This is a genomic window from Tateyamaria sp. Alg231-49 (assembly GCF_900143535.1).
Lineage (GTDB): Bacteria > Pseudomonadota > Alphaproteobacteria > Rhodobacterales > Rhodobacteraceae > Tateyamaria.
In genome coordinates this window covers 653665-677851 of record NZ_FRFA01000001.1, presented here as the reverse complement: position 1 = coordinate 677851, position 24187 = coordinate 653665, and the positions used below count along the sequence as shown (strand labels likewise).

The following is a 24187-nucleotide window of genomic DNA, read 5'->3' as shown; positions in this document are numbered from 1 at the left end:
CGTAAAATTGCACGTATTGGTAGTGCGACCGCGTATCCATCAATTGACAGCTTACTAGAATGCCCGCCCTGTTGCTGACTGATTCTCGCTGTAAACTGCCGCAGTCCTGTCATAAAATGAGACGCAAGTGTCCTCGGAAATCTCATTGTATCCACGCCCTCGCTGTTCCGTCACAAGAGTGGATAGAATTGCAGTTTTTCTTAGTGGCGATGGTCCAGCAAGCCGTTACCGTTTTGGTTCAGCGATTGGACTATCCGGCTCGTTTTGGCTTATGCCGCGAGTTGGTTGATTATGTTGAACTCCCGAGGCTGTCATTCCCTTGCTCGCCTCTCTAAGTTTGAACCCCTGTGGCGCGCAGCATTTCATCAATGCTGCCCTCTGGTTGGCCAAGCAAAGTCAGCGCTTCGGCCTCGGTGTCTTGCACCATAATCACAACATTGGTGATGTCCGCCCATGTGCGGGTGAACAGGATGGCGATCTCTTTGGCGACCGAGGTGGGGGCCACATAGACGCACAGCGATTGCACGCCCGCACCCGCCAGGCGTTCTGCTTTGGCCGCTTGTATCTCCATGAAGCGAACATAGTCTTTTTCAAAGCCGGTGATGCGGGTCATGTCGACCAGCTGTTTCTGCCCCGCCACATAATCCGGGTGCGCCACATAAGCGGCCGATGCGCGCATGAAATCGTCGATGGTCGAGTATCCAGTGAACTCGACCACGACAAGACCGCGCTCCGGAATTATGCGGAAGGAAAGGGGCAAATTACTCCATAACGGGAATTGAAAATTCTCCGCCTTCCTTGATGCCGGACGGCCAGCGCGCCGTGACCGTCTTGGTTCGCGTATAGAATTTGAACGCGTCCGGCCCGTGCTGGTTTAGATCCCCAAACACTGATTTCTTCCACCCGCCAAAGGTGTGATAGGCCAGCGGCACTGGGATTGGCACGTTGATGCCCACCATCCCGATGTTGATCCGGTTCGCGAAATCGCGTGCCGCATCGCCGTCGCGGGTAAAGATCGCGGTGCCGTTGCCGTATTCATGGTCCATTGCAAGGCCGATGGCCTCTTCATAGCTTTGGGCGCGCACTGTCGACAGAACGGGGCCAAAGATTTCCTGAGTGTAGATGTCCATATCTTTGGTCACGTGATCAAACAGGTGTGGGCCGACGAAAAAGCCATCTTCATAGCCCTGAAGATTAAAGTTGCGTCCATCGACAACCAGCTTGGCCCCCTGATCGATACCCGTCTGTACCAGACGTTCGATGTTGGCTTTGGCGGCCGCTGTGACCACAGGCCCGTAGTCGACGTCATTGCCAGCGGTGTAGGGGCCGACTTTCAGCTTTTCGATGCGTGGCACCAGTTTTTCGATCAGGCGGTCGGCCGTTTCATCGCCCACAGGCACGGCAACCGAGATCGCCATGCAACGTTCGCCAGCAGCCCCGTATCCCGCGCCAATCAAGGCGTCTGCGGCCTGATCCATATCCGCGTCGGGCATGATGATCATATGGTTTTTGGCCCCACCGAAACACTGCACCCGTTTGCCGTTCGCACAGCCGGTGCCATAGATGTATTCCGCAATCGGAGTTGATCCGACAAAACCGATGGACTGGATGACATCGTGGTGCAGGATTGCATCCACTGCTTCTTTGTCCCCGTTGACGACCTGCAAGATACCTTTGGGCAGGCCTGCTTCCTCCATCAACTCGGCCAGCATCAGCGGCACAGACGGATCCCGCTCGGATGGTTTCAGGATAAATGCGTTGCCGCACGCAATCGCGGGCGCAAACATCCACATCGGGATCATGGCTGGAAAGTTGAACGGGGTGATGCCGGCCGTCACACCCAGCGCCTGACGCATCGAGTACATGTCGATGCCGGGACCAGCGGAGTCCGTATACTCACCCTTCAACAGGTGCGGCGCTCCGATGCAGTACTCGACCACCTCAAGACCGCGCTGCACATCACCTGCAGCATCCGGCAGCGTCTTGCCATGTTCGCGGCTTAGCGCTTCGGCGAGCTTGTCCATATCGCGGTTGAGCAGGGCTACAAATTTCATCATCACGCGCGCGCGGCGCTGTGGGTTCACAGCGGCCCATGCGGGCTGTGCTGCGGCGGCGATCTCTACGGCGTGAGCGACCTCGGCGGTTGAGGCCAGCGGCACACGCGCCTGCGCCTCACCCGTCGCCGGGTTCATCACATCCGCAAAGCGGCCAGAAGTGCCAGCGACATGGGCGCCATTGATATAGTGGGTGAGGTCTTGCATGCAGTCTCCTGTTGCGCAGCGACGCGCAGATCTGTGTGGGGCTATCTGTACCTGAACCGCAGCGCGGGCACAGAGCGCGACAAACCGCGCTTGCGCGCACGATAGCGCCGCAAAACGTGGGGTAAAAGGGGCAAGTCCGTGTTTTCCCGCTCAACGCGCATCACGGGCCATTTGTTTCGAATGGACTGGGGGCCGGTCCCGGTTTGGCGTAGGCACTTGGTAGGCTGGAACTTTGTCTACACTCTCCAAAACGCGCGGCCCGATCTTGCGCCCACCCGGCACGAAAAAGCGCCGACTGGCCTTAGAATGCACTGCACCCTTGACACAAGGCGCCCTCGCACCCGACGCTGACGGGACAACACAACCAATACAGAGGACCAAACCATGCTTGTTCATCAGATTCTTAAATCGAAATCGGACGATACAGTGGTCACGGTCAAGCCGGGTGCATTGGTTTCCGAAGCGGTGAACATCTTGGCGGAGCGTAAGATCGGTACCGTTGTGATCTCCACGGACGGGCTGCGCGCAGATGGGATACTGTCGGAACGCGACATTGTCCGGATGCTGTCCCAAAGGGGCGGGTCCATTCTGAATGACCGTGTGGACGCCTACATGACGTCCAAACTGGTGACATGCGCGCGCGAAGACAGCGCCGACAGCGTTCTACAAAAGATGACGGACGGGCGATTTCGGCACATGCCTGTTCTGGAAGACGGACAGTTGATCGGACTGATCACGCTGGGTGACGCGGTCAAGGCGCGACTGACAGAGTTGGCGATGGAGAAAGATGCCCTTGAGGGCATGATCATGGGGCACTAAAGCCGCCTTGCAATCCATTAACGTAAATGTTGGATTGCCGTAATTCGACTTGCGAAAGGCGCCCCAATGCGTACCGGCCTATACCCTGGCACCTTCGATCCCATCACGCTGGGGCATATGGACATCATTCGTCGCGCCAGTCCGATGGTGGACCGCCTCGTGATTGGTGTGGCGATCAATCGGGACAAGGGGCCGCTGTTTTCTTTGGAAGAACGCGTTGCGATGATCGAGGCAGAATGTGCCGTACTGAGCGAGCAAACGGGGACCGAAATCGTCGCGCATCCCTTCGAAAACCTATTGATTGACTGCGCCGCAGACGTGGGCGCGCAGATTATCTTTCGCGGACTGCGCGCGGTGGCGGACTTTGAGTATGAATTCCAAATGGTCGGCATGAACCGCAAACTCAACGACAGTATCGAAACGGTATTCCTGATGGCCGAGGCCCAACACCAGGCTATTGCGTCCAAACTGGTCAAGGAAATCGCTCGGCTGGGCGGGGATGTCAGCACTTTTGTCACCCCGCTTGTGAACAAAGCCCTGCAAGAACGGTTTGCGTGACCCGCAAGTATCCAAACGTTAGGCCAAACCACCTTCGCGAAGCATAGACCCAAGGGCTCGCCGCAGAGCTTCAACAGCTGCCCGAGACCTGAAAGGGTCTCAGCCTGTGACAAAGCAGCCTGACCAACACTCCGAACCGCGCATGGTTCGTCAGGAAGTGACCCTATTTGATAATCTGTTCTCCAAGATCTGCGGTGACAACGGACGCTGTTATCAGATCACCCAATGTGCGCGCCTCGCAGGCACCTGAATGTGGCGCCCTGGCCATTATCGAGGGCGACAAGCGGCCCAATGCCCCGGGCGATCCTTGCATGTCCTGCGTCACCGCAACAAGGCGCAGGAAATCCGCGTAAGGATCGGTTCCGTCTTTTCGAGGCCGGTAGTTCAAAAATCCTTCCTGAGCGTTGGCGGCATAGACGGTTTCGCCCTCCTTGATCGTCTCGACAACGGTGATGCTGTCGAGCGTTTCAGGGTCGATGGCCGTGGGGTCATTGGACAAGATCACCAGATCGGCAAGTTTGCCTTTCTCCAGTGATCCCTTCCGGTCTTCTTCAAAGTGCTGATAGGCGGGCCAGATTGTCATGGCCTTGAGTGCTGTGATGACATCCACGCGATGCGCTGGACCGATAATGTCGTTGGAACGCGAGCGGCGGGTGACTGTCGCATCCAGAATGCGCATCGAATCCGGAAAGGCCACGGGTGCGTCGTGATGACTTGAAAACATCATGCCGCGATCGCGGACCCATCCTGTGGGGGAAATGTTGTCTGCCGCGGCGGGGCCAACTGTACGGTCGCGGTGCCAGTCACCCCAATAAAACGTGTGCATCGGAAACAGCGACGGGAACACATCAAGACTGTTAAAGGCGTCCACCTGATCTTCGCGCAGGAACTGTCCGTGGATCAGAACAGGGCGGCGGTCTGCCTCTCCATGCGCCTGAGTGGCGGTATCGACCGCGCCGATCAAGATGTCTGAGGCGCCCTCGCCATTTGAATGCACAAGGATCTGAACTCCGTTTTCGAAGGCCCAGTCGACCGCATCAAAAACCTGATCGCCAGTGGCTGACGCATAACCTGCATAATCCGCTCGAAAGCCTTCTGGCGGGTTGTAGTAAGGGCGGTCGCGCAGCGCAGTGAACCCTTGCGGCGAACCGTCAATCGTGAGCTTTGCCCCACCTACACGAAACCGGTCTGTGTACGTGCGGGACTGGTTTTCAAGGATATAGTCCCGGTCCACCAACACGTCGGGGTAGGTCACGACATCGATATCAAGGCCGTCTTCTGTTGCCACCGATTGCATGAGTCTGCTCACCGCAGGAACCGAGCGGCCTTCTTGCGCGGTGGTATAGCCGAACGAGGCGTAAAGCTCTGTGCCTGCGAGAAAAATTGCACGGTTTGCCTCTACATCAAGTCCACTCAGCAAGGCCGCAAGAACGGGCGCTGTTGCGTTCTCTTCGAGCACGCCATTGGGCTCATTGCTGCCTTCACGGCGTCGAATGACCCCACCGGCCGGATCAGGGGTGTCCGCCGTGATACCGCCAAGTTCCAATGCCTTGGTGTTTGCCACTCCGAAGTGTCCGGATTGGTGCATGACATAAACCGCAATGTCGGATGACACCGCATCCAGTTCATCGCGGGTGGGGTGACGTAGCTCTGCCAGTTGCGCATCATCATAGCCAAACCCGAGGATCAAGCCGGCAGCAGCAACGCGTTCAGGTTGGGCGTCTGCAAAGTCGCGCAGTACACGCTGCAACGTGGGGATATCGTTCACTTCGCCGTCGGGCGCCGGGAGCAAGTTCGCCGACAGCGCCTGAATACCCGTCATGAACACGTGGCCGTGAGCGTCAACGAGGCCGGGGATCATCGCGCGGCCTGCCAGATCAATCATCTCGGTGCTGGGGCCGCGCAGCTTCATTATGTCGTCTGCTTTGCCGACACCAACAATGACGCCGTCTTTTTCTGCCAAAGCTTCGGCCCGCATTTGTTTGTCATCCATTGTCAGGATTGGGCCTCCCGTCCAAATGCGGTCTGCGATAACCGGGCCGTTTGGTTCTGTTGCAAGGGCGTGTTGCTCTCGAAAATACTCCCATGCGTCGACCACAGTTCCATCAGACAACGTGCACCATCCGCGCTGTCCTTCGTCAGTGTTTTCGATGGAGTATGTCCCACCTTGTTCGATGCAATACACAGCAGCGGGGTTTGCCAGTTGCGTGCTGCCCGAGGGAGCGGCGCTATGTTGCTCTCGAAAGTGCGCCCATGCATCGACCACAGAACCATCCGCCAACGTGCACAGACCGCGCTGACCTTCGTCTGTGTCTTCTGTGGAATATGCCCCGCCTTGTTCGATGCAATACGCGGCGGCGGGGTTTGCTACCTGGGAAGCTACGGCGGCAGAGGCAAAGCAGCTGGTAATAAAAGCAGTGATGTAGAGAACTGAGCGGAGCAAAGCCAATATCCTTTTTTTGAAAGTGTCTTTGGGCACCAGATGGTCTTCGGGATGCCATAGGACGTCAACCTATAACTCCGCAGCTATGTCGTGAAACAATCGCAATGCTTGCAACGTAAAGCCAAAAGAAAAGGGCGTCCCAGTGGGACGCCCTGACATAAGTTTTTAGCGGGGAGTTGCCCGTCAGAGGTATTTGCCCATCTCCACGGCGGTGTCCGCCATCCGGTTGGAAAAGCCCCATTCGTTGTCATACCAGGTCAAAATCCGCACCATCGTGCCGTCCATTACCTTGGTTTGATCAGTGGCAAAGATCGACGAATGAGGGTCATGGTTGAAATCCGTACTGACCAGAGGCGCGTCCGTGTAACCCAGCACGCCCTGAAGCGGGCCTGCACCGGCAGCAGCCTTGATCGCCCCGTTGATTTCTTCGACCGTTGTAGCGCGCGATGCTTCGAATGTCAGGTCGACGACGGATACGTTCGGGGTAGGGACGCGGATGGCGACACCATCCAGCTTACCAGCCAGATCAGGCAGCACGAGCCCGACAGCCTTGGCCGCACCTGTCGAGGTGGGGATCATGGACAGCGCCGCCGCGCGTGCGCGGTACAGATCCTTATGCATGGTATCGAGCGTTGGCTGATCGCCTGTGTAGCTGTGGATCGTGGTCATGAACCCTTTGACGATCCCGATTTCGTTGTGCAGCACGTGCGCCACAGGGCTGAGGCAGTTGGTTGTGCAAGAAGCGTTGGACACCACGATGTCATCACCGCTAAGGGTCTGATGGTTCACGCCGTATACAATGGTCTTGTCGGCATCCTTACCGGGAGCCGAAATCAGCACCCGGCTGGACCCGTTCTCAAGATGCGCCTGACAGGCGTCTTTCGAGGTGAAGATACCGGTGCATTCCAACACGATATCCACATGGGCCCAAGGCAAGTCTGCTGGATTGCGTTCTGCTGTGACTTTGATCGGGCCACCACCCACGTCAATGCTGTCCGCGCCTGTCGTCACCTTCACGGGGAACCGACCGTGGACAGAATCGTATTGCAAAAGGTGTGCGTTCGTCTCAACCGGGCCCAGATCGTTGATCGCAACGACCTCGATATCGGTGCGCCCGCTTTCCACGATTGCGCGCAGTACATTACGGCCGATCCGGCCAAATCCATTGATTGCAACTTTGATCGCCATGGTGTTTCCCGTCTGCTGAAAAATGTCAGGTTCAGTCTGAAACGCTCGGCCCAAATGCGGGCGAGCGCCGTTACCGCTAACAAAGGCATCTGGGGCCAGATGTCAACCGGGCAGGGCGCACGCGGCGCGGGCTGCTAGCGCCAAAATGCCATGTATTCGAGCAGGTCGGTGAACTTTTTGCCGAGGAATACCAGATGCTCTGATCCGTAGATCATCACATCCACGCCGATGGCCACAAGGATGAACACTGCAAGTAAAAGAGCGCCGCGGTTGGTCATAAAGCCCGCTAGGGTTGAAGAACGTGAACCGTCTTGTGCCAGCCTCGCTTCAGACGCGCAAGGGATCAGCTAAGGCGACCCATGGCCACGGCCACATCGGCCATGCGTACGGAAAACGCCCATTCATTGTCATACCACGCAAGAACTCTCACAAGCCGGTTGCCGACAACCTTGGTCTGGTCCGGTGCAAAGATCGAGGAGTGGTCCGTATGGTTGAAGTCAACGGACACTTTGTGCTCGTCATCATAGGCAAGCACTCGGCCCATCTCGCCCCGTGCGGCCTCGGCCACGGCGGCGTTCACCTCTTGAGCGGTCACGTCGCGGCCAGCGGTAAAGGTCAGGTCAACCGCGCTGACATTGGGGGTGGGGACGCGCATCGCGGTGCCGTCCAGCTTGCCTGCGAGGTTCGGCAGCACTTCACCCAATGCCTTGGCCGCGCCGGTCGATGTTGGGATCATGGCCATGGCCGCTGCCCGCGCGCGATATAGATCATCGTGGCGGCGGTCGAGCGTTGGCTGATCCCCGGTATAGCTGTGGATTGTGGTCATAATGCCGGATTCAATTCCGAATGCGTTGTCCAGTACCTTGGCCAGCGGGGCAAGGCAGTTGGTGGTGCAAGACCCGTTCGAAATCATCCGGTCGTTGGCGGCCAATTCGCGGTGATTGACACCAAAGACCACGGTCTTGTCTACGTTTTTGCCCGGGGCAGACAGCAACACCTTGCGCGCGCCGCGCTCCAGATGGACGGCGGCCTTGTGCCCGTCATTGAACTTGCCAGTGCATTCCAGAACAACGTCAACGCCGGTCCAGTCCAATTCATTCATGTCATACGTGGACATCATGCGGATCGGACCACGGCCGAGGTCCATCGCATTGTTGGACAAGGTGATCGTGCCGGGAAAGCGGCCATGAATGCTGTCATAGCGCATCAGGTGAGCAGAGGTTTCCAACGGGCCGGTCGCGTTGATTGCAACCACGTCGACATCGTTGCGCATGGAAGTTGCGATATGAGACAGAGTGCAGCGACCGATCCGGCCAAATCCGTTGATGCCAACTTTGATCGTCATACCTGATTGTCCTTTTTACGCTACGCCACGTCTTGATTGGGTCCTTGATTGAGGATGTGTTAGTCGCAATGGTGCGTTCTGAGAAGGGCGAAAGTGGCGATATTACAGAGTGTTAGCGATAAACGTGTGCGACCGTGTGAAGTTGGCGCTAACAGTGTACCTGCGCTTTCGTGCATGTTATGCGCTAACGTAAGAACATGACGCAGGAGCGGGTGCGATGAGCGGATTATTGGCGCTTTTGGATGACGTTGCGGGAATCGCGAAAGTGGCGGCCGCAAGCGTTGATGATGTGATCGGGCAGGCGGTCAAGTCTGGCTCCAAAGCGGCCGGCGCTGTGATCGACGATGCTGCCGTTACTCCCAAATATGTGCAGGGGTTTGCGGCCGAACGCGAATTGCCGATCATCTGGCGCATCACCAAGGGCTCGCTCAAGAACAAGTTGCTCTATCTGCTTCCTGTGGGCCTATTTCTGGCGAACTTTGCACCATGGGCGATTCCGCCTCTGTTGATGCTGGGCGGGGCCTATCTGTGCTTTGAGGGCGCCGAAAAAGTTGCGAATGTGCTGGGGTGGGGACATGGGCACGATGACTACCCGGGCAAGGCAGCCGAGGTGCAGGATCCGGCACATCTCGAAGAGCAGAAGGCGGCGGGCGCGATCAAGACGGACTTCATTCTGTCTGCCGAGATCATGACGATCTCTCTGGCGGCGATCCCGGACAGCAACTTTTGGTTTGAGGCGGCCACACTCGCGGCGGTTGCAGTCATGATTACCGTCGCTGTCTACGGGTCAGTGGCGCTTATCGTTAAGGCGGATGATGTCGGTCTGGCGTTGGCGTCGGGTGGGCGACTGGGTGCTACCCGTGCGCTGGGTCGCGGGATCGTGCGGGTCATGCCCGGCTTTATGAAGGTGCTAACAATTGTGGGCACTGCCGCAATGCTGTGGGTTGGTGGGTCAATTATCGTTCATGGGTTGGCCGTGCTTGGATGGCACGGCCCCGAACACCTGATTTACGGCATCGCAAAGACAGTCGCGGCTGGATCAGGTTTCATCGAATGGGCGGTCAAAGCGGGTATCGACGGGCTGCTGGGCCTTGGCCTTGGCTTCTTGCTGATACCGGTGGGAGAGAAAGTGATCACTCCGATCTGGCGCAGTATCTCGCCAAGCAAGAAAAGCGTTTAATCAGTTTGCGCGGCGCGCCTCGGTTGCAACGATCCCGCGGACTTGTTGCATAGGTACCAGAACCGGAGCGCGTGCAGTGTGCATGCCCGTGGCCGGATTTGGATCAATGCTGGAAGTCTTACGATCATGTTCTGCGACATTGGTTTTTCGCAGCACGGCGCAACCTGCGACAACTAAGAAGATGCACACGCCACTCGTCGAATAGATCAGCAACGACCACCAAAACCCGAACCCCGCCAACAACGCTATGACGCCCAACAGGCTTCCTGCAAATATCGAAATTAGTAAACCGCCAAGCATTTTTTCCGCCTGTTTTTCTCATCCCACCTTATTGAGATTGACCAAACAGTACGTGGCAGATTCTTACCAAAGCATTAATTTGGATGAGCAGATTATGGCCTACCTATGGTTGTATTGCGGCGATGCGAGCGGAGATCCGCCTACTGCCCACCCGCTACGGAAAAGTTTCACAGGCTTGGGTGCTTGAACGCTCAAATTTCTTGCAACTCGGCTTCGCAGATCGTCTCACCCAAGGTGGAGTGATCGCTTAAATGGGGTCAGCGTTTTCTTTGGCGCAGGAGGGAAATCTATTTTGATATCAAGACAACTTTTCAGCTTATTAAACATACATTTCCAAAGCACTTCTCAGCATGGGTGATCAGACCAAAGACAAATCCACGTAAATCCTGACAGCGAGCACAACTTTGCCGCTATGGACCTGTAGAGCAAAAGCCCCCGGTCAGGTGGTCCTACCCGAACTGGCCATCACCCCTCCTGATGTTGACGGCCATTCCTGCGAAGAGTTGTCATTCCTGTTTGTCTCGATGATGCACGCGCATTGCAGTCTTGTGGCCAGCCTTGTCATTTCAGCGGCTCACAGCCGCCCGAAACGTTCCGCGATTGATCGGTTGATCGCGCCGTATGTCAATGACATCGCAGCACGCATCGTGGCCGTCTAGCGACCGCGGGAGCGGTCGGAGTATCACTCCCGATCTACAGAACCGGCACGGCGAATTTGGCCAAGGCTTTCGCCAATAAAAAAAGCCCCCGCAGATGCAGGGGCTTTTTCAGACACTGTGTGTGATTACAGCAGAGCTTTGGCTTTTTCGACCACATTGGCCGCTGTAATCCCAAACTTTTCGAACAAGACATTGGCCGGGGCAGAGGCTCCGAAATCATCCATGCCGACGAAATCGGCCTTTTTGGCGTTGCCGCGTTCGCCCAGCAACCACTGATCCCAACCTTGGCGTACCGCCGCTTCGATCCCGATGCGGACAGTGCCAGCGGGCAGGACTTTGCGACGGTATGCTTCGTCCTGCTGTGCAAACAGCTCCATGCAGGGCATCGACACCACGCGGCAGCCGATACCGGCCTCTTGCAGTGCTTCGCGGGCGTCCATTGCGACAGACACTTCGGAGCCTGTGGCGATCAGGATGACCTGACGTTTGCCCGTCGCTTCGGCGAGAACATAGGCACCTTGCGCGCTCATGTTCTTCAGCTTGTGCTCGGTGCGCACTGTGGGCAGACCCTGACGGGTCAGGGACAGCACGGATGGGGTGGAGGGCGAAGAAAACGCCAGTTCCCATGCTTCGGCTGTCTCGATTGCGTCGGCCGGGCGGAACACGTGGGTGTTCGGTGTCGCGCGGCTAATCGCCAGATGCTCGACCGGCTGGTGGGTTGGACCATCTTCGCCCAGACCGATTGAATCGTGTGTCATCACAAAGACCGTGGGGATCTTCATCAAGGCGGCCAGGCGCATGGCTGGGCGCGCATAATCGGTGAAACACATGAACGTGCCGCCATAAGCGCGGATGCCACCGTGCAGCACCATGCCGTTCATCGCCGCGGCCATTCCGTGCTCGCGAACGCCCCAATAGACATAACGCCCGCCACGGTTTTCCACATCAAACACGCCCAGATCGGTTGTTTTGGTGTTGTTTGAGCCTGTCAGGTCCGCCGAGCCGCCAATGGTCTCGCTCAAGACCGGGTTCAGCACCTCAAGCGCCTTTTCGGATGCCGCACGCGTCGCTACTTTGGGTGCGCTTTCCGACATCTGCTTTTTGAACGCTTTGACAGTTGCCGACAGCTTCTTGGGCACTTCGCGGGCCATCACGCGGTTGAATTCCGCCTGTTTGCGGCCAGAGACAGAAGCAAATCGGGCCTCCCATTCAGCGCGGGCCTCAGAACCTTGGGACCCGATCGCTTCCCACGCGGATTTCACATCGGCAGGGACATCAAAGGGTCCGGTGGTCCAGCCATAGGCGGCCTTGGCAGCGGCCATCTGATCGGCATCGGTCAGCGCGCCGTGGCCTTTGGACGTGTCCTGCGCGGCGTGGCCCAGCGCGATATGCGTTTTGCAGGCAATCATCGTCGGCTTGTTCTGTTTCTTGGCCTTGATGATGGCGGCATCAATGGCCTCGGGGTCATGGCCGTCGATTTCAATCACGGCCCAGCCTGCGGATTTGAAACGCTGCGGCTGGTCAGTTGTGTCAGACAGCGTGACAGGGCCATCAATAGTGATGTTGTTGTTGTCCCAGAACACGATCAGCTTGCCCAAGCGATGCCGGCCGGCGAGGGTGATTGCCTCCTGGCTCACACCCTCCATCAGGCAACCGTCGCCTGCGATGACATAGGTATAGTGATCCATGATCTTCTTGCCGTAATGGGCACGCAGGGATTCTTCGGCCATGGCAAATCCAACAGAGTTCGCGATGCCTTGTCCGAGCGGGCCTGTCGTGGTCTCGATCCCGTCTGCATGTCCGTATTCCGGATGGCCCGCCGTGATGGCGCCCCATTGGCGGAAATTCTTGATCTGCTCCAACGTCATGTCGGCATAGCCCGTCAGGTGCAGCAGGGAATAAAGAAGCATGGAGCCATGGCCTGCCGACAGGATGAACCGGTCGCGATCTGGCCAGTTTGGAGCAGAGGCATCGAACTTCAGGTGCTTTTCAAACAGGACAGTGGCGACGTCAGCCATCCCCATTGGCATGCCGGAGTGGCCGGAATTTGCCGCAGCCACAGCGTCCAGTGTCAGGGCGCGGATGGCCGTGGCCTTCTTCCAATGGTCGGGATGGGCGGTGCGAAGAGCGGTCAGGTCCACGATGCAGATGTCCTTTGGATCAAGAGATTTGGCGCTCAATATCAGGCAAGAGGCAAAGATCAAGCCGCAGTAATGCAGTAGAACACATCGTTTCGGCGGCGTGAGTGGATGCGACACTTCAACGCCGACCTGCAAGTGATTGATCGCAAAGGGGGGCGCATTTCCAAAAAGCATTGGATAAACTGTTCATTAACCAAACGGTGCAGCGATTCGCGCCATTGGGATTTGACGGGCCCGCCCAAGGGTCGGAGCAAAACGGGAGATAGGCTTCGCCATGAGCGAGATTGATGCACTACAACAGCGGTTAACCGCGGCCATGGACCGGATTGGAGCCGGGGCAAGCGCCTTGGGGGCGGCACAAGGGGGCAATACGGCTGAGCTTCAGGCAGCCCTTGACGATGAAAAGACCGCCAACGCGCAACTGACTGAGCGCGTGCGCAAAATGTCAGATCGGCAAGAGGAGGCACTCGCCGAAGCGCGTGCAGCCGCCGAAGCGACGCAAACCCGTGTGGCTGCGATGGATTTGGAATTGCAGCGCCTGCGCAAAGCCAACGACCAGCTGCGCGAGTCAAATGCTGCACTGCGCACGGCAAACCAAGAAGGTGTCGGCGAACCGCACCTGATCAATAAAGCGATGATGGCCGAACTAGAAGGCCTGCGCGCCGCACGGGCCGCAGATGTCGCTGAAGCTTCCAGCATTCTAGGTGCGCTTGGGCCGCTGCTGGACCAGATTGACGTTCAGGGTGAGGAGAACGCGGATGCCTGAGGTGACCATTTCCATCGGTGGCCGTGATTTTGCGGTGGCCTGTCAGGACGGCGAGGAAAGCTATCTGCATGCCGCAGCCAAAATGCTGGATGACGAGGCACAGGCGCTGGCGGCGCAAGCGGGGCGCATGCCCGAGACGCGGATGCTGTTGATGGCGGGTCTGCTTTTGGCTGACAAAACAGCAAGCGTCGAAGATCGCATGCGCGAAATGGAAGCATCACTGGCCGAACGCGAGGCGGAACTCGAAGGGCTGCGCACCTTGGGCGCGCCTGAGCCGGAACGCATCGAGGTGCCTGTGGTCCCACAATCTGTGACTGAAACACTGGCCGAACTTGCGGCCCGCGCTGAGGCACTGGCCGCAGATGTCGAGGAAAAAACGGGCTGACATGATCCTTCGGGCCTTGAGCGCAGACGACGCGCCAGCCGCATGTGCCCTATACCTCGAATTGACCCGAAGCGGGCAGGTCGCGGATGGAGCGCAGTTTGCCCGCGTGCTGGCGCATCCCGGAACCACCGTCCTTGGGGCGTTTGACCAAGACGAACTGGCAGGCATGGCGACCCTGCACATCCTGCCCAACATGACCTACGGTGGCCGCCCCTACGGATTGATCGAAAATGTTGTGACGGCGCGCAGCCACCAGCGCAGGGGTGTCGGGCGGTTGGTGCTTACCCGACTGATCGACATGGCGTGGAAGGCGCATGCCTACAAGGTCATGCTATTGACCGGGACGGCCCGGGGCGCGCAAGGGTTCTATCGCAAAGTCGGCTTTGACGACACCGACAAGCATGGAATGGTCATGCGCCGCCCCTGATCGCTCAGCCGTTGGCTTCGCGGATCTTATCAGCGGCGTCTTTGTCGAAAGTGACGTTGTTTTCCGAAAACAGCGTGTCCAGCTCACCCGACAAGGTCATTTCAGTGATGATGTCGCATCCGCCCACAAATTCGCCCTTCACATACAGCTGCGGGATGGTGGGCCAGTCCGAGAATTCTTTGATGCCTGACCGAATGCCTTCGTCGGCCAAAACGTTCACGTCCGCAAAATCGACGCCCATATAGTTCAGCACACCCGCCACACGGCTGGAAAACCCGCATTGCGGCATGGATTTCGTGCCTTTCATGAAAAGCACCACGTCGTTGGCTTTGATCGTATCGGCGATTTGTGCGTTTGCGTCGCTCATGTCAGTCATCTTTCTCGATATAGGCGCGGTGATAGCGCGCGGCATAGGTTTCATCTTCGGGCATGGGGTCAATGCGGGTGCTTGCGGCGGCCGCAAAGCTGCCTTTGGTACTCCGTTGCCCGGCAATAGTGTTGACCCGTTCAAGGGCGTCGTTGCGTCGGTTTACCTGATCGATCAGGTCCAGATTTGTAGCTTCCATTCCCAAGGGTACATCGCGCACCTGTCCCATTTCTGCACGTCCGGGTTGGCGCGCCGAAAGCGGACGCCGTGTCCCACGTCGAAATGGGGCCGAAAGGAAAGAAAGCAATGCGTTCATCCAGGCGCCTTTGTGGTCAGCGCCAAGGCATGCAATTCTCCATGGCTGCCGTCCATCTTTCCCTTCAGGGCTTTGGTAACGGCGCGGTGCTGCTGCACTCTGTTCATACCTTCAAAGGATGCATCAATCACCTCGGCAGAGTAATGATTGCCGTCCCCTGCAAGGTCTGTGATCGTGATTTTTGCGGAAGGAAAGGTCTCGCGGATCAGATCCTCGATTTCCTGGGCTTGCATGGGCATATGGTCGTGTCTCCAATCTGCTGTTGTTCCAGATTTAGGGCGGCGGGGGCGGGGGTGCAAGCGTTAGCGCAGCATAGCGTGTGGGGTTGAACTTGGGGATGTGCGGGGTTTAGGCTTCCGGCTCACCAAACCAGCAGGTTCAGACCCACTCTCGAATGATCGCTTGCCTGACAGATCGCCCCACGCCGCCTAGGTAAAACTGCCGCGTCCCTGCGACGGGACGCACGTCGATTTCACTTGGCCACGGCGGGTCGTATTGTCTGACAGCAATCTTTCCAAGTCGGTTGCGAACCAGCAGATGTGGAGGGCGCGATGGACACGTTTGAGAATGCACCAGAGCAAGCATTGATCTGGGCCAAGGACGGGCAGGGCGCGGCACTGGCGACAGTTGTGCAGACTTGGGGCAGCGCACCGCGCCGCGCGGGCGCACAAATGGTTGTCTCCGGCGACGGCGAGATGTTCGGCTCGGTCTCTGGCGGCTGTGTGGAAGGTGCGGTTGTTGTTGAGGCGCTTGAAGCGCTGGAAGATGGCACACCGCGGCTTTTGGAATATGGGGTGAGCGATGGGGATGCCTTTGCCGTCGGGCTGGCCTGTGGTGGCACCATCAAGGTGCTGGTCGAACCCATCGGGACGGCGATGCCGATTGATCTGCTAGAGGGTCTTGTGACGGCACGCGCTTCGCGCACACCGGTCGCCTATGTTGTCGACGTTGACACGTGGGACCGCCGGCTTGACCACACCGGACATACCGCGCGTTTTGTCAATGATCGAAGCGGTATAGAAGAGGGCGGGCACAGTTTTGTCGCCATTCACAACCCACCTTTGCGGCTCGCAATTGTGGGGGCCGTACATATCGCTCAGGCGCTTGTGCCAATGGCGCGCGTCGCTGGCTATGATCCGGTGATCATCGACCCGCGCGCGGCTTTTGGGTCTGCCGCCCGCTTTCCGGGCGAGACGCTGATCGAGGATTGGCCTGACGAGGCACTGGCAGAGGTCGGGCTTGATGCCCGCACGGCCCTCGTGCTGCTGACCCACGATCCAAAGCTTGATGATCCCGCGCTCCATGTCGCGCTTGGCTCGGATGCATTCTATATCGGAGCGCTTGGATCGACCCGGACCCATGCAAAACGGGTCGAACGCTTGGCGGAGGCTGGATTTACTCCTGAGCAAATTGCGCGCATTCGCGGCCCTGTGGGTCTTGATATCGGGGCGGCCAGCCCTTCGGAAATTGCAGTGTCGATCCTTGCTCAGATGGTGCAGGCCCTGCGGAGGCCTGCATGATCTTTGGGCCCGTTCCGGTGGCAGAGGCCGAGGGGGCGGTCTTGGCCCACTCAATGACGTCTCAATCCACCCGCATCGCCAAGGGAACTCTATTGACCAAAACCCACGTGACGGCCCTTTTGCAGGCTGGACATACCGAAGTGACCGTGGCGCAGCTAGAAGTCGGTGATGTCGAGGAAAACCAAGCGGCCGAAACATTGGCCCGCGCTATCGTGCAAGACGCCGCCAGTCAAAACGTGCGGATCAGTGCAGCCGGTGCGGGGCGGGTGAACCTTTATGCCACCTGCCCGGGCGTGGCAGAGATTTCAGCCGAAAAGGTAGCCGCCATCAACGCTGTGGATCCGATGATCACGGTGGCCACCGTGCCCAACTTTCACCGGGCGGATGCAGGCACGATGCTGGCTACGATCAAGATCATTTCCTATGCCGTGCCCGCCCGCGCACTTGAGGCGGCGTGCGCTGCCAGTCGTCACGCGCTTGGTGTTCTTGGTTCTGAGTTTTCGCAGGCCACGCTGATCGAAACCCATGTGGGCAAGGATACACCGGCATCCAAGGGGCGCGAGGCAATGATTGCGCGCACCGAACGACTGGGCCTGACGATGACTGAGCGCGTAATCGTGCGCCACAACAGTACAGCGATCGCGGCCGCAATAGCGGATGCGCCGGGCGACATTCTGTTTATCCTTACAGCGTCTGCGACATCCGATCCGCGTGATGTTGCCCCCGAAGCGCTGCGCATTGCCGGTGGCCGGGTCGAGGCGTATGGCATGCCGGTTGATCCGGGCAACCTGCTGTTTTTTGGCGAAGTGGCGGGCAAACCTGTGATCGGCTTGCCGGGCTGCGCGCGCTCGCCCGCTCTTAATGGAGCAGATTGGGTGTTGGAACGGCTGGTTTGTGGTGTGCCTCTGAAACAGGCCGACATTTCGGCCATGGGGGTCGGCGGGTTGCTCAAGGAAATCCCGACACGTCCCAGGCCACGCGCATCCGGAGCGGGACAGGGTGGTGCATGATCCTGCGTTTTCGCCGCTTGCGCGAAAATTTCGGTTCTCATGGCGGCGACCACGTGTTTAACTCGACGCAACAAAACGGCAAACAAGGGAGTATGCCATGACACAGGTCTCAATGACCGTGAACGGAAAAGCTGCGTCTGGCCAAGTTGAGGGACGCACGCTGTTGTCGTCTTTCTTGCGGGATGAGCTGAAATTGACGGGTACTCACGTAGGGTGTGACACGTCTCAATGTGGGGCTTGCGTGGTTCACGTGGACGGAATTGCAGTCAAATCCTGCACCATGTTGGCGGCAGAAGCAGATGGCGCGGACGTATCCACCATCGAAGGTCAGGCCAATGCAGATGGATCGCTGAACGTGATCCAGCAGGCGTTTCAAGACCATCACGGGCTGCAATGTGGATTTTGCACCCCGGGCATGGTGATGTCCGCGGCTGCACTGCTCAAGGACAATCCGAAACCGTCCGAGCAAGAAGTGCGCGACTACCTTGAAGGCAATATCTGCCGTTGCACCGGGTATCACAACATCGTCAAGGCGATCATGGCGGCATCCGGTCAGGATGTTGGAGCCATCGCTGCAGAATAAGGGCCGGGTTGGGCGGATCGAAATCCGCCTCAAACACAGGCCGTAAGGCGGATTCCAATTCGCCACCACATCAGGGAGGAATGACATGCCAAAAGACGGAGGCATCGGCGCCAGTAGCAAACGGCGCGAGGACGTACGGTTTCTGACAGGGGTCGGGAACTACACGGACGACATCAATATTCACGGACAAGCGCATGTGTTTTTCCTGCGCTCGGACATCGCACACGGAACGCTGAACTCTGTGGATACGACCGCGGCATCCGGCATGCCCGGTGTGGTCAGGATTTTCACCGGTGACGACTTTGCCGGTGTCGGATCGATCCCCTGCGGCTGGCAAATCACAGACAAGCACGGTGAGCCGATGCAGGAACCGGCGCACCCGGTTCTGGCTACGGGTAAAGTACGCCATGTGGGTGAACCCATCGCGGCTGTTGTGGCCGAAACGCTGGAACAGGCCCGTGATGCGGCCGAAGCCATCAACGTTGATATTGCCGAACTGCCTGCTGTCGTGGATATGAAGGCAGCCCTCGCAGATGGGTCAGCCAAAGTGCATGACGATCTTTCAAACAACCTTTGTTATGACTGGGGCTTTGTTGAGGAAAACAAGGCGGCGACGGATGCGGCCTTTGAGGCGGCGGCGCATGTGACATCGCTGGAACTGGTCAACAACCGTTTGGTTGCGAACCCGATGGAACCGCGCGTCGCCGTCGGCGACTATGCCCGCGGCACGGATGAACACACGCTGTATACCACGTCCCAGAACCCTCACGTGATCCGCCTGCTTATGGGCGCGTTCGTGCTCGGTATCCCCGAGCATAAACTGCGCGTTGTCGCGCCGGACGTGGGCGGTGGTTTTGGCACCAAGATCTTCCATTATCAGGAAGAGGCGTTTTGCACATTTGCCGCCAAAGCCTGTAACCGCGCGGTCAAATGGACTTCATCCCGGACTGAGGCGTTCATGTCGGACGCCCATGGCCGCGATCACGTCACAAAGATCGAACTGGCGCTCGACGCAGACAACAACTTTACCGCACTGCGCACCGAAACCCACGCCAACATGGGCGCGTATCTCAGCACCTTTGCACCTTCCGTGCCAACATGGCTGCACGGCACACTGATGGCAGGGAACTACAAGACCCCGCTGATCTATGTGAACGTAAAGGCTGTGTTCACCAACACGGTGCCTGTCGATGCCTATCGCGGGGCAGGCCGCCCCGAGGCGACGTTCCAGTTGGAACGCGTGGTAGACAAGGCAGCCCGTGAACTGGGCGTCGATCCCATCGCACTGCGTCGCCAGAACTTCATCACCGAATTCCCTTATGCCACGCCTGTGGCGGTCGAGTACGACACCGGGGATTACAACGCCACGATGGACAAGCTGGAAGAGATGGGCGATTTCGCCGGTTTCGCAGCGCGTCGGGCAGAGAGTGAAGCCAAAGGCAAGCTGCGTGGGCTTGGCGTGAACTGCTATATCGAGGCCTGCGGCATTGCGCCGTCAAACCTTGTTGGTCAGTTGGGCGCGCGTGCAGGTCTGTATGAATCCGCCACAGTGCGGGTGAATGCCACCGGCGGTCTGGTTGTGATGACCGGCAGTCACAGTCACGGGCAGGGGCACGAAACCTCCTTTGCCCAAGTCGTGGCGGATATGATTGGCATTGATGAGTCGATGATCGAGATTGTCCACGGTGACACCTCCAAAGTGCCGATGGGCATGGGCACCTACGGGTCGCGGTCTATCGCGGTTGGTGGGTCGGCCATGGTCCGCGCCACAGAAAAAATCATCAACAAGGCCAAAAAGATCGCCTCGCACCTGCTCGAAGCCTCGGAAACCGACATCGAATTGAAGGACGGCGCGTTCAGCGTGGCCGGCACCGACAAATCGGTGGCGTGGGGTGATGTGACTCTGGCAGCCTACGTGCCACACAACTACCCGCTTGAGGATATCGAGCCTGGGCTTGAAGAAACGGCGTTCTATGATCCGTCAAACTTCACATATCCTTCAGGGGCTTATGCCTGCGAAGTTGAAGTGGATCCGGACACCGGAAAAGTGAGTATCGAACGCTTTATTGCGGCGGATGACTTTGGCAACATCATCAATCCGATGATCGTGACAGGCCAGGTCCACGGCGGTCTGGCGCAGGGGATCGGGCAGGCGCTGCTCGAGAACTGTGCCTATGACGAGAACGGCCAACTGCTGAGCGCGTCTTACATGGACTATGCCATGCCGCGTGCCGATGATCTGCCGATGTTTGATGTGGATCATTCCTGCCAGACGCCGTGCACCCACAACCCACTTGGGGTGAAGGGCTGCGGTGAGGCCGGGGCGATTGGCTCGCCGCCAGCGGTGGTGAATGCGGTTGTCGATGCGCTGCAATCTGCGGGCAAGGACGTGACCCATGTGGACATGCCGCTAAGCCCTGATCGTGTCTGGGCAGCAATGCAATAGGATGAAATTGCGGGAGCGAGGGGCCAGGTCCTCGCGCTCCCCGGAGTTTATTTGGCAAGATGAAGATGGATCAGATTGCCGAGCGAAAGGTCTGAAAGATGTACAACTTCGATTTTGAAAAACCGGAAAGCGTTGCGGATGCCATTGCTGCGCTTCAAGGTGAAGAAGCCCAAGCCCTTGGCGGTGGGCAGACGTTGATCCCGACACTGAAACAGCGATTGGCAAGCCCGTCGACTTTGGTGAGCCTGAAAGGCATTGCCGAAATGCAGGGCGTTTGTATGGGCGATGATGGATCGGTCTGCATTGGCGGTGCGACGAACCATGCAACCGTCGCGGCAGAGGCGGGCGCTTACCCGGCACTTGCGGACACAGCGGCCCATATTGGTGACCCTGCGGTGCGCAATCGCGGTACCATTGGTGGCTCACTTGCCAACAATGACCCCTCGGCCTGCTATCCTGCTGCGGCTTTGGGCTCGGGGGCTACCATCGTCACCAATGCGCGCCAGATCGCGGCGGATGATTATTTTCAGGGCATGTTCACCACTGCACTGGACGAGGGCGAGATCATCACCGAGGTGCGCTTTCCAGTGCCGGAAAAAGCCAACTATCAAAAGTTCGTCCAACCGGCGTCCCGCTTTGCGCTGGTAGGGGTCTATGTTGCGAAATACGCGGATGGCGTGCGTGTCGCGATCACGGGTGCATCCAATGACGGTGTATTCCGCTGGGCAGAAGCCGAAGCAGCGCTCTCGGCGAATTTTTCGGCCAGTGCGCTTGATGGGCTTTCCTTGAGCGGAGACGACATGATTTCGGATCTGCACGGCACGGGCGAGTACCGCGCGCATCTGTGTGCTGTGATGACCAAACGAGCGGTTGCTGCTGCCTGACGGGTTTGAAACGATTAACGTTAAGGGCTCCGCATCAGTTTGGTGCGGGGCCTTTTTTGTATCCCTGCCCAAGGTTTGCAAAACAGGCTCGGAAACAAAAAAGAGCGCCGCAAAGGGCGCCCTTGAATTCAATTGTGTGTGGTCGTTACCCTTTGGTGGGCATCGGTCCGATCAGCATAACCATCTGGCGGCCTTCCATTTTAGGGAAGTTCTCGACCTTGCCATGTTCTTTGGTGTCTTCAGCCACACGTTCCAGCAACTCACGTCCCAGATTTTGGTGCGCCATTTCTCGACCACGGAAGCGCAGGGTGATCTTTACCTTGTCGCCGTTTTCCAGAAACTTGAACACGTTGCGCATCTTGACGTCATAGTCATTGGTGTCCGTATTCGGACGGAACTTGACCTCTTTGATCTCGATGATCTTTTGCTTTTTGCGGGCCTCGGCCTCGCGCTTTTGCGTCTCGTATTTGAACTTGCCGAAATCCATGATCTTGCACACGGGCGGCGAGGCATTTGGAGAGATTTCTACCAGATCCAGCCCGGCGTCGTCGGCCATTTCCATGGCTCTTTCCGGGGAAACAACGCCGACGTTTTCGCCGTCTGCGCCGATCAGGCGTATTTCTGTGCTACGGATCTTGTCGTTGACGCGCGGGCCGGTGTCGCGTTGCGGCGGCGCATTGTGTGGTCTGCGAGCGATGATGGTTGTCCTTGGATTATTGCAGAATTTCGAGGCCAGAACGTAGACGTCTGCACCCGCTTCTTCAACCCACGAAATAAGCTATCCTGCGCCGAAATCCGACATTTTCCCCCTTGAACCTTTCCTTTTCGGCGCGCATCTGAGACGCGAGAACCAATGGCAGGGCATGCGCGTTTTGCGCAAAGCCATCGAAAAAGGGAAAAAACATGAAAAATCTGATTTGGATCGTTGTGGCAGTTGTCGTGGCGGGCGGGGCTTACCTGCTTTACTCCGGGCAGACCCCAAAAGAGGCAATCGATCAGGCTTCAGACGCCGTAAGCGGCACTGAAAGCGCAAGCGAAAGTGTCGTCGATGCAGTGGAGGCCGCTGAAGAGGCGGTGACCGACGCTGTTGAAGCTGCAAAAGAAGTGGCAGAAGAAACGGCTCAGGCCGCGAGTGAAGCTGCCGAAGAGGCGATGGATTCTGTTGCGGATGCCGCTGAAACAGCCACAGAGGCGGCGACGGCCGCCGTTGAAGATGCGACAGAGGCAGCCAGTGATGCTGTGGACGCTGCAACCGAGACTGCGACCGAAGCCGCCGAAGCCACAAAAGCGGCCGCCGCTGCTGCCGCCGTGGCCGCAGCAGACGCCGTCACAGACGCCGCAGAGAGCGCGACAGAGGCCTTGGAAGGCGCAACAGATACCGCGTCTGACGCCACAGACGTGGCCGCCGCAGCAACTGATGCCGATGTACTTGAGTTGCTGAGCGTGGACGGGTTTGCTCTGGACAAAGTAACAGAGATGATCGACGGCTCGGACCTCGATATTGCGACCAAAACAACACTGAAAACAGGCCTGCAGACAGTGCAGGACAACCCCGAAGCACTGTCTGGTGCGTTGGATGCAGTGAAAGAGGCTTTGGGCCTCTAACCCAGTCAACGCAGTTTGCGAAGACCAAACCGCGCCCCAACTTTGGGCGCGGTTTTTTTTGTTGCGGGATCGAGTGTTAGCGTGTCACCGTTTCTTTGTTCGGTCAGCAGGAGAGATTTCGGTGCAGAAGTGGAATGTCACGAAACTCGCCGGTCATTGTGGCGCGCGCCTGACCGGTGGATCGCTTGCTGACCTCAATGCGCAAACCGTAGATGCGGTGAAAAATGCGCTTTTTGCCCATGGCGTGTTGTGCGTTCCGGATCAGCACCTGACGCCCGAGGCCCATACCGCTCTGGCTCAAGCCCTGGGTGAGATCAATATCAATCGTTTTTTCACACCCGTACCGGAACACCCCCACATTGCCGAAGTGCGCACGAACCCGGATCAATCAGCGGTCATTGGAGGGACGTGGCACACCGATCATTCCTATGACCCGGCCCCGGCTGCAATTTCGATTCTGTCGGCCCGTACCTTGCCGCCCTTTGGCGGAGACACGCATTTTGCATCTCAAACGGCTGCGTTTGACGCCCTGTCGCCGGGATTGCGCGCGACGTTAAGCGGGATGTGGGCATGGCATTCTGATGCCAGTTTTGCAGGCAGTGCACTGGAAATGAATCAGGATCCAGAGGCTTACAAGGGCGGGGTACGCCACCCTGTAATCATCAAACACCCGGCCACCGGTGCGGTGGCGCTCTATGTGAACGGGGACTTTACCACCCATTTCGATGGTTGGACCGTCGAGGAAAGCGCGCCGCTGCTTGCCTATCTCTACCGGTTTTGCACGCAGCCAATTTTGACCTGCAGGATTGTGTGGGAACCGGGCATGGTTGTGCTTTGGGACAATCGGCTGGTGCAACATTACGCAACTGCGGACTATGCTGGCCATGCCCGTCTGATGCATCGCATCACTGTCGAAGGCTCTGGTTTGGAGCCTTGGGCGCCAGACACCCAGCGCCTTGGGTGAGGGTGAGTAGGGCGCAGGTA

Annotated in this window: 26 protein-coding genes; 14 read left to right on the top strand and 12 right to left on the bottom strand. The window is 58.0% G+C overall.

Annotation, left to right across the window (positions count from 1 at the left end; all coding sequences use genetic code 11):
• Positions 1-331: 331 nt before the first annotated feature.
• A complete protein-coding gene (locus DHN60_RS03330; protein WP_159089096.1) occupies positions 332-718 on the bottom strand; it encodes a hypothetical protein in 387 nt (128 codons plus the stop codon).
• A 43-nt stretch (positions 719-761) separates the two neighbouring features.
• Positions 762-2261, bottom strand: coding sequence for a CoA-acylating methylmalonate-semialdehyde dehydrogenase (locus DHN60_RS03325; RefSeq protein ID WP_108835800.1), 1500 nt, complete (start codon positions 2259-2261; stop codon positions 762-764).
• A gap of 384 nt (positions 2262-2645) precedes the next feature.
• On the opposite strand from DHN60_RS03325, the gene DHN60_RS03320 reads away from it, so the two are divergent.
• Entirely contained in the window at positions 2646-3080 is a 435-nt protein-coding gene (locus DHN60_RS03320; RefSeq protein ID WP_108835799.1) for a CBS domain-containing protein, read from the top strand.
• Between the two features lie 66 nt (positions 3081-3146).
• Positions 3147-3638 carry a pantetheine-phosphate adenylyltransferase gene (coaD, locus tag DHN60_RS03315; RefSeq protein ID WP_108835798.1) on the top strand — a complete coding sequence of 164 codons (492 nt, stop codon included), beginning with the start codon at positions 3147-3149 and terminating at the stop codon, positions 3636-3638.
• 163 nt (positions 3639-3801) lie between these two features.
• Here the strand turns inward: coaD and DHN60_RS03310 are convergent, their stop codons facing one another.
• The 4 genes from DHN60_RS03310 to gap (DHN60_RS03300) form a co-directional block, all read right to left on the bottom strand.
• Entirely contained in the window at positions 3802-6081 is a 2280-nt protein-coding gene (locus DHN60_RS03310; protein ID WP_159089095.1) for an amidohydrolase family protein, read from the bottom strand.
• Between the two features lie 183 nt (positions 6082-6264).
• Complete coding sequence (gene gap, locus DHN60_RS03305) at positions 6265-7269, bottom strand: type I glyceraldehyde-3-phosphate dehydrogenase (RefSeq protein ID WP_108835796.1); 1005 nt, start codon at positions 7267-7269, stop codon at positions 6265-6267.
• Positions 7270-7403: 134 nt separating this feature from the next.
• Entirely contained in the window at positions 7404-7547 is a 144-nt protein-coding gene (locus tag DHN60_RS22455; RefSeq protein ID WP_199913619.1) for a hypothetical protein, read from the bottom strand.
• Between the two features lie 65 nt (positions 7548-7612).
• Positions 7613-8614 carry a type I glyceraldehyde-3-phosphate dehydrogenase gene (gene gap / locus DHN60_RS03300; RefSeq protein WP_108835795.1) on the bottom strand — a complete coding sequence of 334 codons (1002 nt, stop codon included), beginning with the start codon at positions 8612-8614 and terminating at the stop codon, positions 7613-7615.
• A gap of 217 nt (positions 8615-8831) precedes the next feature.
• Here gap (DHN60_RS03300) and DHN60_RS03295 point away from each other — a divergent pair, with 217 nt between their 5' ends.
• Positions 8832-9794, top strand: a complete 963-nt coding sequence (locus tag DHN60_RS03295) for a DUF808 domain-containing protein (RefSeq protein WP_108835794.1) — start codon at positions 8832-8834, stop codon at positions 9792-9794.
• Here DHN60_RS03295 and DHN60_RS03290 read toward each other — a convergent pair whose 3' ends face one another.
• Entirely contained in the window at positions 9795-10094 is a 300-nt protein-coding gene (locus tag DHN60_RS03290; protein WP_108835793.1) for a hypothetical protein, read from the bottom strand.
• 443 nt (positions 10095-10537) lie between these two features.
• On the opposite strand from DHN60_RS03290, the gene DHN60_RS03285 reads away from it, so the two are divergent.
• Complete coding sequence (locus DHN60_RS03285; RefSeq protein ID WP_108835792.1) at positions 10538-10753, top strand: hypothetical protein; 216 nt, start codon at positions 10538-10540, stop codon at positions 10751-10753.
• Between the two features lie 125 nt (positions 10754-10878).
• On the opposite strand, the gene tkt is transcribed toward DHN60_RS03285, so the two are convergent.
• The gene (gene tkt / locus DHN60_RS03280) at positions 10879-12894 is read right to left on the bottom strand and encodes a transketolase (RefSeq protein WP_108835936.1); all 2016 of its coding nucleotides are present in this window, start codon (positions 12892-12894) and stop codon (positions 10879-10881) included.
• Positions 12895-13168: 274 nt separating this feature from the next.
• Between tkt and DHN60_RS03275 the strand changes: the two genes are divergently transcribed.
• From DHN60_RS03275 to DHN60_RS03265, 3 genes are read left to right on the top strand one after another with little or no spacing between them, the layout of a single operon-like run.
• Positions 13169-13660, top strand: coding sequence for a hypothetical protein (locus DHN60_RS03275; RefSeq protein ID WP_108835791.1), 492 nt, complete (start codon positions 13169-13171; stop codon positions 13658-13660).
• The gene (locus DHN60_RS03270; protein ID WP_108835790.1) at positions 13653-14045 is read left to right on the top strand and encodes a cell division protein ZapA; all 393 of its coding nucleotides are present in this window, start codon (positions 13653-13655) and stop codon (positions 14043-14045) included. Before DHN60_RS03275 ends, DHN60_RS03270 begins: the two co-directional genes overlap by 8 nt.
• A complete protein-coding gene (locus DHN60_RS03265; RefSeq protein WP_108835789.1) occupies positions 14023-14472 on the top strand; it encodes a GNAT family N-acetyltransferase in 450 nt (149 codons plus the stop codon). The genes DHN60_RS03270 and DHN60_RS03265 overlap by 23 nt, the downstream gene beginning before the upstream one ends.
• Before the next feature lie 4 nt (positions 14473-14476).
• Here DHN60_RS03265 and grxD read toward each other — a convergent pair whose 3' ends face one another.
• Genes grxD through DHN60_RS03250 form a run of 3 tightly spaced genes read right to left on the bottom strand, consistent with a single transcriptional unit; the run spans position 14477 to position 15394 of the window.
• A complete protein-coding gene (gene grxD / locus DHN60_RS03260; RefSeq protein WP_108835935.1) occupies positions 14477-14839 on the bottom strand; it encodes a Grx4 family monothiol glutaredoxin in 363 nt (120 codons plus the stop codon).
• Between the two features lies 1 nt (position 14840).
• Complete coding sequence (locus DHN60_RS03255) at positions 14841-15155, bottom strand: hypothetical protein (RefSeq protein WP_108835788.1); 315 nt, start codon at positions 15153-15155, stop codon at positions 14841-14843.
• Complete coding sequence (locus tag DHN60_RS03250; protein ID WP_108835787.1) at positions 15152-15394, bottom strand: BolA/IbaG family iron-sulfur metabolism protein; 243 nt, start codon at positions 15392-15394, stop codon at positions 15152-15154. Before DHN60_RS03250 ends, DHN60_RS03255 begins: the two co-directional genes overlap by 4 nt.
• 312 nt (positions 15395-15706) lie before the next feature.
• On the opposite strand from DHN60_RS03250, the gene DHN60_RS03245 reads away from it, so the two are divergent.
• From DHN60_RS03245 to DHN60_RS03225, 5 genes are all read left to right on the top strand, one after another.
• Positions 15707-16675 (top strand): XdhC family protein, encoded by a 969-nt coding sequence (locus DHN60_RS03245; RefSeq protein WP_108835934.1) that lies wholly within the window; start codon positions 15707-15709, stop codon positions 16673-16675.
• Complete coding sequence (locus DHN60_RS03240; RefSeq protein WP_108835786.1) at positions 16672-17685, top strand: molybdopterin-binding protein; 1014 nt, start codon at positions 16672-16674, stop codon at positions 17683-17685. The genes DHN60_RS03245 and DHN60_RS03240 overlap by 4 nt, the downstream gene beginning before the upstream one ends.
• 97 nt (positions 17686-17782) lie before the next feature.
• Positions 17783-18268: a (2Fe-2S)-binding protein gene (locus tag DHN60_RS03235; protein WP_108835785.1), complete on the top strand. Its 486-nt coding sequence runs from the start codon at positions 17783-17785 to the stop codon at positions 18266-18268.
• A gap of 85 nt (positions 18269-18353) precedes the next feature.
• Positions 18354-20714, top strand: a complete 2361-nt coding sequence (locus tag DHN60_RS03230) for a xanthine dehydrogenase family protein molybdopterin-binding subunit (RefSeq protein WP_108835784.1) — start codon at positions 18354-18356, stop codon at positions 20712-20714.
• 98 nt (positions 20715-20812) lie between these two features.
• Positions 20813-21598: a xanthine dehydrogenase family protein subunit M gene (locus DHN60_RS03225; protein ID WP_108835783.1), complete on the top strand. Its 786-nt coding sequence runs from the start codon at positions 20813-20815 to the stop codon at positions 21596-21598.
• A 145-nt stretch (positions 21599-21743) separates the two neighbouring features.
• Here the strand turns inward: DHN60_RS03225 and infC are convergent, their stop codons facing one another.
• Positions 21744-22295 (bottom strand): translation initiation factor IF-3, encoded by a 552-nt coding sequence (gene infC, locus DHN60_RS03220; protein WP_108835782.1) that lies wholly within the window; start codon positions 22293-22295, stop codon positions 21744-21746.
• Positions 22296-22501: 206 nt separating this feature from the next.
• On the opposite strand from infC, the gene DHN60_RS03215 reads away from it, so the two are divergent.
• Both DHN60_RS03215 and DHN60_RS03210 read left to right on the top strand, forming a co-directional pair.
• On the top strand, positions 22502-23203 hold the full coding sequence (locus tag DHN60_RS03215) for a translation initiation factor 3 (RefSeq protein WP_108835781.1): 702 nt from the start codon (positions 22502-22504) through the stop codon (positions 23201-23203).
• Positions 23204-23324: 121 nt separating this feature from the next.
• Positions 23325-24167: a TauD/TfdA family dioxygenase gene (locus DHN60_RS03210; protein ID WP_108835780.1), complete on the top strand. Its 843-nt coding sequence runs from the start codon at positions 23325-23327 to the stop codon at positions 24165-24167.
• Positions 24168-24187: the final 20 nt, after the last annotated feature.